The organism is uncultured Pseudoalteromonas sp., assembly GCF_963922945.1.
GTDB lineage: Bacteria > Pseudomonadota > Gammaproteobacteria > Enterobacterales > Alteromonadaceae > Pseudoalteromonas.
Genome location: NZ_CAWUKC010000008.1, coordinates 50,401 through 63,173, shown reverse-complemented (window position 1 = coordinate 63,173; position 12,773 = coordinate 50,401). Strand labels below are relative to the sequence as shown.

Sequence of the window (12,773 nt, the reverse complement as noted above, 5' to 3'; positions counted from 1 at the left end):
TGCCAACTGATTCAATTAGCAAAACTAAAAATACAAAAAAGCCAGCAACATGCTGGCTTTTTAGGCTTAAAACAAGACTAAACTTGTTTAATTATAAACGGTCGATTACTGATTGAGTGAAATCAGTTGTACCGTGGCTGCCGCCTAAGTCGCGTGTTGTGCGATCGCCTGATTTAATTACTTCAGCAACAGCGCTGCGAATACGCTCAGCAGTATCACCCATATTTAAATGCTCAAGCATTTGGATAGACGCTAAAATTACTGAAGTAGGGTTTGCTAGGTTTTTACCTGCGATATCAGGAGCACTACCGTGTACAGCTTCAAAAATAGCGGCATCTTCACCAATGTTTGCACCTGGTGCCATACCTAAACCGCCAACTAAGCCAGCACATAGGTCAGATAAAATATCGCCAAATAAGTTAGTTGTAACGACAACATCAAATTCTTCAGGCGTCATTACTAGCTTCATACATGTTGCATCAACAATCATTTCAGTTGATTCTATTTGCGGGTAACGTTCAGCAACTTCTCGTGCAACTTTTAAGAATAAGCCGGAAGTTGATTTTAAGATATTTGCTTTGTGTACTGCGGTTACTTTTTTACGGCCTTCACGTACAGCTAACTCGTAAGCAAACGTGATGATTTTTTCAGCGCCTTCGCGAGTAATTACAGATTTAGCTTCTGCTTCGTTACCGTCTTCGCTTACTACTTGACCTAAACCTGAGTACATACCTTGGGTATTTTCACGGATAGTAATGATATCGATATCATCGTAACGTGCTTTAGTACCTACAAATGATTTAACAGGGCGTACGTTTGCATATAAACCAAATTGCTTACGTAACGTTACGTTAATAGATGTAAAACCTTCACCTACAGGTGTTGTTAATGGCCCTTTAAGTGTGATTTTATTTTTAGCTATTGTATCAATTGTTTCTTGAGGAAGTAGCTCGCCAGTTTTTTCTAGTGCAGCAAGGCCTGCATCAACAAATTCATAATCAAAATCGCAACCTGCGGCTTTTAATATTTCAAGTGCTGAGTCGATAATGCTCGGACCGATGCCGTCGCCTTTGATCACTGTGATGGTTTGTTTGGCCATTGAGTTTTCCTTTAAAAGAATAAAAAACGCACATAAATTATTACTAATAATAGTAACTGCTTGTTAGGTCATTTATGTGACGTATGTGGATATATTTTGAGGGCGCATTTATACCAACTTATCGCCCATTTTGCCAGTTTATACTATAAATACGGGGTATAATCTATGGTTATAGTGAGCATAAGTGACTTAAATGCTGTTATACAGTGATAAGCCTTGCAGTTGCGCAAAAAAGTCATCCTGTGATTTAAAGCCTTGTGCTTTTAGTTGCGCATTTAAGGTTTGTTGTTGCCAAGGCGTTAGGGGTAAATCGGGTTTGAAAACACTTTGCGCTATGACCTTTAAACTAATCCACAGTTTGTGTTGCTCGTTTAGCTCTTTTTTGGGCTGTTGTTCAGCATCGAGCAGTGCTTTGGTCCATGGGTTATCGCTTAGTAATTGCGTTAGCTCTGTATTTAAATGCTCTTTATCAATCGTTTCAACCCCAAAAAAGGTTGCCAATGGGACGCTGTAGGTTTGGTTAGGTGCGCTGTTTATAGGTACTTTTGGTGAGAGCTGGCTACTACAATAAGTCAATAAATAATGTACGTAACCATAAATGGGCAAGGCTATATGTTCAAATTGCTGTTTAGGGTTATTACTTACCATTAACGCTAAAATACGATTAAGGCTATTAAGTTTATTAAGTACGATGTGTTTATGTGGATGATCTGATGTATCCACTAGTTGCTCAAATATAACCCGCTGAATGATCGCCGGTGCATTATCGTAGCCAACCATAGATAAGCTATGACGTAGATCTTTAGCAGCTTGGTGCTGATTGTTATAAGGTCTAACTGCTTGGCAGAGCTTATGTGTTATTTCGCTAAAAGGGGCTAGTAATTTATCTAAACCTTTAAAGCTATATTCGTGCGCCACTTTTATATGGCTAACCAAGGCTATTAACTCGGCTTTAGAGTTTATCGGCTTAGTTTTATTTGCTACTAGATGTTCATTATTCCAGGCTAAAAATAATACCCGTTTATCTGTACATAGCCATTGCAGCGGTTGATCGTTAAGTCTTGTTTTAACTTTGTACCACGCTAATTTATTCTCATTATTGGCATTAATAAGTATATGTTTATTTGCCTTATCACTGGCCAAATACACCATGGCTTGTTCGCAGTAAACAGTTTTACTCCCCGGCAAGTGCGGTCCTATATGCGCTACTAACCCTTTAATTAACTTTTGTGCAAATGAGTTGTTTGTTTTGATATATAGCTGCGATAACGCTTTATAAAAGCCTAAAGGATTTTTTTTTGATGTATAGGTGATGTTCATCGCTATTATATTACTTAATGCACACAAGGTAATGGCATTATCGTAAAGCATGATATCGCTAGCGCTCAGTAATGCATGCTTATACTTATTTAATTTAGCCAACATACGCACGCTATTGTGAGCAGGGTGCTTTGCACTAAGTAACATTTTAGCCGCTAGCTGGTGGCGAAAGCGCCATATTTTTTTATCGCTGAGGGTGAGTATTTGCTGCTGTGCCATTTTATTGTGTTGCGCTACTACGCAGCAGTGCTCAGTGAGTGCAATACTAATATAACTCTCGGTTAATTCATTATCGTACCCTTGGCTTACACACAATGCAGTACTTAGCACACACTGATTAATGACTAGGTTTGTTGCAAAGTCGTATTGGCCAATATACAAGCTCAAACGCGCTTGCAGAGCATGGGGCTGAAGCTGATACAAAATGCGGTAATGCTGGGCTGTTTGTGCTACAAGCGGATACAAATGCTGCCACTGTGTTTTATCATCATAAAGTGTCAGTATTTTTTGTGTGTTCTGTACTAACCGTATCAACTGTTTTGAAATTGGCTCATCCATTGGCCATCACCTGATCTTTTCCTGATAAGTAGTATAGGCGCTGGGACCCCATAAAAATAACTCACCATTTTTAAATAATAAGCCGGTGCATTCATCCATTGTGGTTATGCCATCTGAAGTTTGGTGCTGAGTGCGGTAAAAAACAATCTGCCATACTTGGTCTTTATTCCGCTTAGCGTAGGTTAAATCAGGGCTGCCTAAATAATCGAGTACACTATTTAAAGTAACCGCCTCATCAATTGACAGCTTATTAATGTAACGCTCGTTAAAGGCCTCACGGTCTTGCCATATCATTGCTTGCGGATCATCTTTATAAAATGTAATCACTAACGATGCGATGAGTGCATACAAGCCTAACCCTAGTATTAAGTATCTTATAAACTTTTTAATCATTTTTGACTCACACTCGCAACATTATAGTGAGTATATGCTGTGTGCTTAAACAGTGCTATCAACATGCGACTAACGCAACCTCAGCTGCTTTAAACTAAACCCTAGTTGAATATCTGTACGTAACGTTACTAACTGTTTAGAAGTAACATACATATTTTTGTGTTCTAAAAGCTTTTTTTGAATACTGCTTGATAGGGCATCATCTTCTATGGCGCTATCTATATTTGGGTATGTATTGACAATAAGCTGGGCAGATTTAGTCCCTATGCCTTTCACGCCGGGTATGTCGTTAGTTTTATCGCCTGCTAAAGCCCAAAAATCAATGAGCTTACTTTGCTCCACACCAAAACGCTGCTCAATGCTGTCGCAATTTAGGTAGATTTTTTTAAAGTAATCGTACACACAAATATAGTTGCTCAAAAAAGGTAAAAACCCTTTATCAGTAGAAACAATCGTGCTGCTTATATGATTAGTGGCGGCTTTATCTGCAAGGGTTGCAATAATATCGTCTGCTTCATCATTTATAGGCTCAAATACCACAATACCTGTTTGTTCAATAGCGTGTTTAAAATCCACTAACGCATTTTTTAGCGTTTGTGGCATGGGAGCTCTTGAATGTTTGTAATCTTTATAAAAATGATAGCGCCAGCTTTTATCACCATCAAATACAGCAATTGCATGAGTTGCATTGCTTGATTGCAATAGCTTTTTACATGCATGCGCTACACGCGCGCAGCTTGCTTTTAGCATGTGCTCTTCACTATGGTGTGTTTGGTTAGCGTCAACTGCGTAAATGCGCCTAATTAAATTAAGCGCATCAATTAAAAGTAAATGGGGTTTCAAATAGTCAAACTCATGCTTTTATTTCATAACAAGGGACGTACTTACTACCGGGTAACTTCATACGACCTTGGTCTACAAATGCCTGTAATAGTTTATCCATATCTTTCATTAATTCAGGCTCACCGCTTAACACATAGGGCCCGTGTGCTTTTATGGCGCGTAGGCCCTCATCTTTTACATTGCCAGCAACAATACCTGAAAACGCTCTGCGCAAGTTAGCTGCTAATTGCTGCTTGGGTTGCTCAAGGTGTAAATCTAACTGAGCCATGTTTTCATGGGTCGGTGCAAAAGGTTGCTGAAAGTCGTTATCGATTTTTAGTGTCCAGTTAAAGTAGTAGGCATCTCCCTGGCTTTTACGATAATTACGTACACTTGCCATTGCTGACTTTAATTTTTGCCCTACAAGAGCAGGATCATCAATGATTACTTCAAACTTATCAAGGGCTTCTTTGCCTAATGTGAGCTCTACAAACTTACACAACTCGTTAAAGTACGCTTCGCTTTCTTTAGGGCCAGTTAAAATAACAGGCAAACACTGCTTTTCATTATCTGGGTGCAGTAAAATGCCTAATAAATAAAGTAACTCTTCTGCAGTACCGGCACCGCCTGGAAATATAATAATGGCATGGGCTGTTCTAATAAAAGCTTCAAGGCGCTTTTCAATATCGGGTAAAATTACCAGCTCATTGACAATAGGGTTTGGTGGCTCTGCTGCAATGATACTTGGCTCTGTTAAACCAAGATAACGGTTTTCGCTAATACGTTGTTTAGCATGGCCTATAGTTGCACCTTTCATTGGGCCTTTCATTGCGCCTGGGCCGCAACCTGTACAGATATTTAAACCACGTAAACCAAGCTCATAGCCCACTTCTTTTGTGTATTTATATTCTATCTCATTTATTGAGTGCCCACCCCAACATACCACCATGTTTGGTTCGCTATTAACGCGCAGGGCCCCGGCGTTTCTAAGCATATCAAACACCATATGAGTAATGGCTTTTTGCTCTTTAAGGTCTTTTTCGTACTTTTGGCAAATAAACAAAATATCGCGGATCACAGAGAAAATATGCTCGTGAATACCGGTAATTATTTCGCCGTCGACGAAGGCGGTTTTGGGCGGGTTTTCAAGCTCAATTTTAATGCCGCGCTCGCGACTAACTAAGCGAATATCAAAGTCTTGGTATTTGTCGTAAATCTCATTACTTGCATCTGTGTGGCTGCCTACGTTAAGGACGGCTAAGGCACAGTTTCTAAAAAGTCGATAACGTTCACTGGCTGAAGATTGCTCTAATAAATCAACTTCCAATTGTGACAGTAAATCTAAAACCCCAGTCGGGTTTAACTGTATTAACATCGGCATTCTCCTTGCTGCTTAAAATGTAAAAACTGCATGTCATCTATTTTAGCTCTCAAACTAATTGAGAATTATGACATTATTTACTCATACAAAGGCGATCCCGACCCGTTTTTTTTGCTTCATAGAGGGCGTCATCTGCTCTGTCGAATGCTTTGAGCGGTGTATCGCCTTTTTTAAATTGTGTAGCGCCTAACGAAATGGTGATTTCTATTTCTTTTTCTCTAAATTTAAAAGGAATATTTTTAATCACTTTTCTAAGTTTTTCAAGCGGCTGCGCTGCGTTCAACAACGAAAGCCCAGGCATTAGTAAAACAAACTCTTCTCCGCCGTAGCGGGCTATAAAATCAGACTGCCTTACTGATTTTTGCAACGCCTTTGCAATAACTTGTAAGGTTATATCGCCTGCAGTATGACCAAATCTATCATTAATTGACTTAAAGTGATCCACATCAATAACCACTAGGGTAACATCCGAGGCTTGGACATTAAATAAGTGAAGCTCGTGATTGTAACGTTCATCAAAAGCCGCTCTGTTAGGAAGTTTTGTAAGGCTGTCGAGTAAACTTTTAAACCGTTGCTCGTTTAGGCGTTTTTTATATTTAGTTAGTTTTCCTTCTAAGCTACCAATTCGATCGTTTATTTCATCAAAACTGGCAATCAGTGTTTCGCGCTCTTTTCTTTCTAGCTGCTCTTTAGCAATAAAGTCTTTACTGAGCGATCTTAGCTCGTTGTCTACTAATTCTTTTAAAGAGGAAATTGACGTAGCGGATTGGGTTTGCTCGTTTAAGTGCTTTATTTTCCCTTCAATACGTTTGTTGAGCGTATCGAACTCTTCACCCATTGATTTAGAGTGTTGGCTGGTAGATACAATTGATGAGTGCAACTCTTCTAACGTTTGATTAAGTGAGACTAAAAAGCTTTGTGCCGATTGGCGCTCTTCACTAATATTTTTAACCACAACGCTAATTATGTTTAATGCAGCTTGCAGCAGCGCTTCTATATTATCGTTTTCGGTGATTGCATTTTTTATTTGTTTAATTTGCTCTGTCGATTCATCCTCTAATACCAGCTCATTGGCAAGCTCTAACAACTTTTTAGCCATACGAGGAGAGGCATTAGCGCTTGTTTCATCCGTGGCTGATAGTTTGCTCTGTAAAGCATGGTGATAAAAGTTAATAAGCTGATTTAATATGGGAATATAGTCGTGTGTAGACTGTACATTATTAATTTCGTGGTCGAGTAAATGTCTTAAGGTGCGGCGAGTATCGTCTGGTAAGCCTTTGGTTTTTTGTAAAAGTTTACCGGCTGTTTGTACACTCGAAAACAGCTCTCGCTGATGGGCTGTTTGTAACGCCTCTTGGTTTTGTAATAACAATAAAATGTCATCTATTAAAGGGGATAATATTTCAAACCCGACCCCTTTATTTAGCGAATTTCTAAATTTGGCGAGTTTATTATCAAGCTCAATATCAAGCCCTTTGCAGCTTAAAGACAGTTTTGCAGTTAGGTTTGATAAAGTATCAACTTGCATCTTACGCGCATTTTCAATGGCTATCCTTGCTTCAATTGCTTGCTTTAACTTTTTATCTACAGCGTTAGAGTTTTCAGACACCTAAGCATACCGCCATCGTATTAATTACATTACCTTCAGTTTACAACAAAATCATATTAAGTGTAGTTATCTAATTAAAAACTTAGCATTTTTACTTAGACCCTGCATATAAACTGAGCTATTAGGTTGTTTATCGTTTTTAATTCACTTTTAATTTATGCCTTGTTAGGCTTATTTCAAATAATAAGTAACTTTGAGTCATTATGAAAAAGCGTTTTGTCCTGTCTATGTTAGCGGCCTGTTGTGCTGCCCCTGCGTTAGCCGATGTTAACTACTCATTAAGTATTACACAGCCTCAACACCATTTAGGCAATGTGAGTGTAGAATTTCCAAAATCGGCGCAATCGCATATCGATGTTAAATTGCCCGCATGGCGCACTGGGCGCTACGAAATATTAAATTTAGCTAATGGGGTACGTTATTTTGCGGCCACAGACGACAGTGGCAATGCATTAAAATGGGAAAAAATTAACCACAGCACATGGCGTGTGCACTTAGTTGAGCCAACACAGGTGAATATTGATTATCAAGTATATGCAAACGAGTTAGGTAAACGTGCACGCCACATAGACGATAGCCATGCCTTCATTGATGCATCTGGCTTTTTTATGTTTAGTGAATCGTTTCGCCAAGAACCTGTTACCGTAGATTTAAAGGTGCCTAAAGCGTGGCGCTCTGTATCTGGTATGGAAAATGGTAGTAATAAACACAGTTTTAAAGCCGCAGATTACGATGTACTGGTAGACTCACCAATAGAAACAGGAATTAACAAACTTCACAAATTTGAAGTAGATGGCCGCCAATACGAGCTAGTTATATGGGGCGAGGGCAACTACGATGAGCAACTAATGCTGACTGATTTAAAAAAACTGGTGACCACAGGTAATGTTATTTGGAATAGCTACCCGTATGAGCGTTATGTATTTATGGTCCATGCTACATCAGGTGCCGGCGGAGCAACTGAGCATTTAAACTCAACCATTATACAGCGCCCAAGAGACCGGTTTGGTAGTCGCGAAGATTATTTAGGTTTTATAAGTACCGCCGCGCATGAGTTTATTCATACCTGGAATGTAAAAGCCTACCGCCCTAAAGGGTTGGTACCTTATGATTACACTAACATGAACTACTCTAATTTATTATGGATTTCGGAAGGTTCCACTAGCTACTTTGAAGATCACTTATTGGTGCGCTCTGGCATAGAAACCACCGATGAATTTTTTAAAGTGATGAGTAAAACAATTAATCGCCACTTACAAACACCAGGGCGAGAAGTACAAAGTGCCAGTGAAACAAGCTTTGATAAGTGGATAAACCAAGGCGGTGACCACGCGCGAAATTACAGCACCAATATATATTTAGAAGGCTCATTGCTTTCTATGTTGCTTGATATACATTTATTAGAAACAACCAAAGCAAAAGTTAACTACCGCCAAGTACACAATGCTTTATACAATAAGCACAGGTTACCACAGGGATTTACTGAGCAAGATGTACTTACCATATTAAAAGAGCTCACAGGTGAAGACTATACCGCTTGGTGGCACGATAACGTAAGCACCCCAGCTGATATAGATTTTGATGCATTATTGGCCAAAGTTGGCTTGGAACTAACCCGCCCCGAGAACGCTAAGCCACTAGCAAGTATTGATGCCACTGCAAAAAATAGTGGTGAATTATTAACGCTTACTCATGTGCGCAGAGGGGGCGCAGCATGGCAAGCAGGTTTAACTACTGACGATAAAATTGTGGCTGTAAACAAGCAACATGTAGGGAAAGATTTAAAATCGAGCTTAGAGGTGTTTAAAGCGGGTGAAAAGGTGACTATTGATTTTATTCGCCGAGATGCACTTCAATCAACAACCCTGGTTTTATCGCAGGATTATGATAAACCTAAAAAGGTGGTTGCTGATAAAAATGCCACTTTATCTCAACGCGCCTTATTTAAGGCGTGGGTCGGGGTAGAGCACCCAGCTAATATGTAAGCTAATTAACTGTAATAACATTTAAAAAGGAGCTTTGGCTCCTTTTTTATACTTTATGCAAAGGTATATCACTTAAAAACCAACCTAAAAGTGTTAATTTAAAAAGTACGTCCTATTATTTAGTTAATAAGTTCTTTAGGTAACGTATAAATGAAGTCATTAAAAACGGTTCAAACACTGTCACACCAATTTGTACTGAACGACCCGCTTCATCAGTTATTTGATGCGATACACAGTATTTCTGTTCAAGGATACGATGAGCAACGACGCGTTATCTACTGGAATAAAGGCAGTGAGCTGCTTTATGGCTATACAAAAGAGTATGCAACTGGAAAAAAACTTGAAGACTTAATTATTCCACCACCTATGCGTGATGCAGTTATAGCCGCCCATAGTGAATGGCTTATAAATGATATAGAGATACCTGCAGCAGAGCTTACATTAGTTCATCAAAATGGGGGCAATGTAACAGTGTTTTCAAGCCATGTTATGTTTACAAATCAACATGGTGTAAAGCAAATGTACTGCATTGACATAGATTTGAGCGAGGTAAAGCAGGCACAAGCACAAGCCATGGATAAACAGCAGATGCTTGAAAAAGTATTTGAAGCTATCCCTGACCTTTATTTTTTGCTTAAACGAGATGGTACGATAGTTGATTACCATGCAAATGATTTGAGCAACTTACATTTACAGCCTGAGCAATTTTTAAATAAATCGATGTTTAGCGTATTGCCCTATACTGTAGCCAAAATGTTTAAAGACAATATTCAAGAGCTGTTAATTCACAAAGGTAATGTATGCTTTGAATACGAACTTTTAGTACCCAAAGGCGTGTTGTATTTCGAAGCGCGAGTGAGTTATTTACATCATTCAGACCAAGTAATGGTGATAATTCGCGACATAACAGAGCAGCATGAGTCAAACAAACTTATACGTAAACAAGCCTATTACGATAGCTTAACGCTACTCCCTAATCGTTTTAATTCTTTAAAACGACTTACTCAGCTAATTAACACTGCGAGCGAAAAAAACACTTTAGCCGCTGTTATTTTTATCGACTTAGATGACTTCAAAAAAGTAAACGACACTTTAGGGCATGAAATCGGGGATTCATTACTTATAAGCGCCGCTAATAAATTGGGTCAATTGGTTGATAAAAATGCGACCGTGGGGAGGCTAGGGGGCGATGAATTTATTATTTTACTGCCAGAATTACAAAGTAAAGAACACGTTGTAGAGATTGTAACAAGTTTAGTTAAAAGCTTTAGAACCCCCTTTGAAATAGATGGACGAGAACTACTATTAACACTGAGTATCGGTGTTGCAATATACCCTGAGAATGGCACGACAGCCTCCGATTTACTTCGCCACGCAGACACAGCAATGTATCATGCCAAGTCTCTTGGCAGAAACACCTACGCGTGTTTTACCAGCGAAATGAATACCGCCATAAATAGGCAGTTAGCAATAGAAGAGCAAATGCATGTTGCTCTTGAAAAAAATGAATTTGAATTGTATTTCCAACCTAAATGCGATGCTAAAACACTTAAAATTATTGGCGCAGAGGCGCTATTACGTTGGAACAATAGTGTGCTTGGTAAGGTTATGCCCGATGAATTTATTCCGTTAGCAGAGCAAACAGGTTTAATTATACCTATTGGCAAGTTTGTTATTGAGCAGGCATTAGTATTTTTAACACGGTGGCAGGCAAGCTCTCAACAAAACTACAGCATGGCTATTAATTTATCACCAAGCCAGTTTAGAGATTCAGAGCTATTAAGTTTTATAGAAAGCACGTTAGAAAAAAATGGCGTGAGTGCGAAAGATGTTGAGCTTGAAATTACCGAAGGTGTGCTAATGAGTGTACAAACAAATATTACAGAGTCTTTGCATGCACTTAATAAGCTAGGTATTAAACTATCCATGGATGACTTTGGCACAGGTTACTCATCGCTTAGCTATTTAAGGCAATACCCGTTTGAGGTATTAAAGATAGATCGCAGCTTTATCTGTGGTATTACCGAAAACAAAGAAGACTACAGCTTAGTTAAAGCCACCATTGCAATGTCGCATAGCCTAGGCTTAAGTGTCGTAGCCGAAGGTGTAGAAACATCATCACAACAAAAATTATTAGCCGAGTTAAATTGTGATTTGATACAAGGCTACTACTTTAGTAAACCGTTGCCTGCTAAAGAGTTACTTGATTATAAAATTAATTAGCTGGTGTTCAATTTTAAGTGAGACAGAAAGCTACACTAACAATAAATTTCATGTGCATTTTATAAACTAATAATGCTAGGTTAAATAACCACTGTATTAAAGGATATAATTATGAAATTAGAGTCATTAGCACTGCACCATGGTTACGAGTCTGAAGAAACCACTAAATCTGCAGCGGTGCCTATTTACCATACCTCATCTTACACGTTCGATAATACACAGCATGGCGCTGATCTATTCGACTTAAAAGTACCAGGCAATATTTATACTCGCATAATGAACCCAACCAATGCCGTGCTTGAGCAGCGTATTGCCGCGATGGAAGGGGGCATTGGTGCGCTGGCCGTTGCCTCAGGGATGGCAGCTATTACGTATGCGATTCAATGTTTGTGTGAAGTAGGCACTAATATTGTGAGTACCAGCCAAGTCTATGGCGGTACGTATAATCTATTTTCCCACACTTTACCGCGCCAGGGTATTGAAGCACGCATGATTAAAGCTGATGATTTTAGCGCCTTTGAAGACGCCATTGACGATAACACCCGTGCTGTATTTTGTGAGTCCATTGGTAGCCCGGCAGGTAATATTGTCGATATTGAACGGCTAGCAAAAATTGCTCATAGCAAAGGGGTGCCGCTTATTGTTGATAATACTGTGGCTACACCGTATTTATGCCGCCCATTTGAGCTAGGTGCCGATATAGTGGTTCATTCGCTGACAAAGTATATAAACGGGCACGGTACTGCCATTGGCGGGTTGATTGTTGACTCAGGTAAATTTGACTGGAAAGCCAATTCGACACGTTTTGCAATGATGAATGAGCCCGATCCGTCTTATCATAATGTGGTTTATACCGATGCCTTTGCCGAGGCAGCGTTTATTGGACGTTGCAGAGTCGTGCCACTTAGAAATACCGGTGCAGCGCTTGCGCCTAAAAACGCATCTGACATTTTAATCGGCCTTGAAACTTTAGGCTTAAGGATGGATCGCCACTGCGAAAATGCTCAGCAGTTAGCAGAGTTTTTAGAAAATCACCCAAAAGTACTTTGGGTTAATTACGCAGGCCTTAAATCAAGCCCGTATAATGCAATGAGCCAAAAAATTACCAGTGGTAAAGCATCCGGTATTTTAAGCTTTGGTATTGCGGGCGGCCTTGAATCAGGCACGCGCTTTATTGATGCACTAAACATGATTTTACGCTTAGTTAATATTGGCGATGCCAAGTCGCTTGCGTGCCATCCTGCTTCAACTACACACCGCCAATTAAACGATGAAGAGCTGGCTAGTGCAGGCGTAAGCCGTGATTTAATTCGCTTATCGGTAGGGATTGAAAATATTGCCGATATTATTGCCGATGTAAGTCAAGCGCTCGATAAAGCATAG

9 protein-coding genes are annotated in these 12,773 nt (G+C 39.5%); 3 read left to right on the top strand and 6 right to left on the bottom strand.

Features of this window, described 5'->3' with window-relative positions:
• Positions 1-91: 91 nt before the first annotated feature.
• The 6 genes from AABI99_RS03335 to AABI99_RS03310 all read right to left on the bottom strand — a co-directional run bounded on the left by AABI99_RS03335 (position 92) and on the right by AABI99_RS03310 (position 7,182).
• Positions 92-1,099 carry an isocitrate dehydrogenase gene (locus AABI99_RS03335; RefSeq protein WP_338363303.1) on the bottom strand — a complete coding sequence of 336 codons (1,008 nt, stop codon included), beginning with the start codon at positions 1,097-1,099 and terminating at the stop codon, positions 92-94.
• Positions 1,100-1,288: 189 nt separating this feature from the next.
• Complete coding sequence (locus tag AABI99_RS03330) at positions 1,289-2,977, bottom strand: hypothetical protein (RefSeq protein ID WP_338363302.1); 1,689 nt, start codon at positions 2,975-2,977, stop codon at positions 1,289-1,291.
• A gap of 6 nt (positions 2,978-2,983) precedes the next feature.
• Positions 2,984-3,370 carry a DUF3192 domain-containing protein gene (locus tag AABI99_RS03325; protein ID WP_338363300.1) on the bottom strand — a complete coding sequence of 129 codons (387 nt, stop codon included), beginning with the start codon at positions 3,368-3,370 and terminating at the stop codon, positions 2,984-2,986.
• Positions 3,371-3,439: 69 nt separating this feature from the next.
• Positions 3,440-4,213, bottom strand: coding sequence for a flap endonuclease Xni (xni, locus tag AABI99_RS03320; protein WP_338363298.1), 774 nt, complete (start codon positions 4,211-4,213; stop codon positions 3,440-3,442).
• Between the two features lie 10 nt (positions 4,214-4,223).
• Positions 4,224-5,567, bottom strand: a complete 1,344-nt coding sequence (gene ppnN, locus AABI99_RS03315) for a nucleotide 5'-monophosphate nucleosidase PpnN (RefSeq protein ID WP_338363296.1) — start codon at positions 5,565-5,567, stop codon at positions 4,224-4,226.
• 79 nt (positions 5,568-5,646) lie between these two features.
• Positions 5,647-7,182 (bottom strand): diguanylate cyclase, encoded by a 1,536-nt coding sequence (locus tag AABI99_RS03310; RefSeq protein WP_338363294.1) that lies wholly within the window; start codon positions 7,180-7,182, stop codon positions 5,647-5,649.
• Between the two features lie 203 nt (positions 7,183-7,385).
• Between AABI99_RS03310 and AABI99_RS03305 the strand changes: the two genes are divergently transcribed.
• The 3 genes from AABI99_RS03305 to AABI99_RS03295 all read left to right on the top strand — a co-directional run bounded on the left by AABI99_RS03305 (position 7,386) and on the right by AABI99_RS03295 (position 12,773).
• Entirely contained in the window at positions 7,386-9,167 is a 1,782-nt protein-coding gene (locus AABI99_RS03305) for a M61 family peptidase (RefSeq protein WP_338363292.1), read from the top strand.
• Between the two features lie 150 nt (positions 9,168-9,317).
• Positions 9,318-11,390 carry an EAL domain-containing protein gene (locus AABI99_RS03300; protein ID WP_338363290.1) on the top strand — a complete coding sequence of 691 codons (2,073 nt, stop codon included), beginning with the start codon at positions 9,318-9,320 and terminating at the stop codon, positions 11,388-11,390.
• A 111-nt stretch (positions 11,391-11,501) separates the two neighbouring features.
• Positions 11,502-12,773 (top strand): aminotransferase class I/II-fold pyridoxal phosphate-dependent enzyme, encoded by a 1,272-nt coding sequence (locus tag AABI99_RS03295; RefSeq protein WP_338363288.1) that lies wholly within the window; start codon positions 11,502-11,504, stop codon positions 12,771-12,773.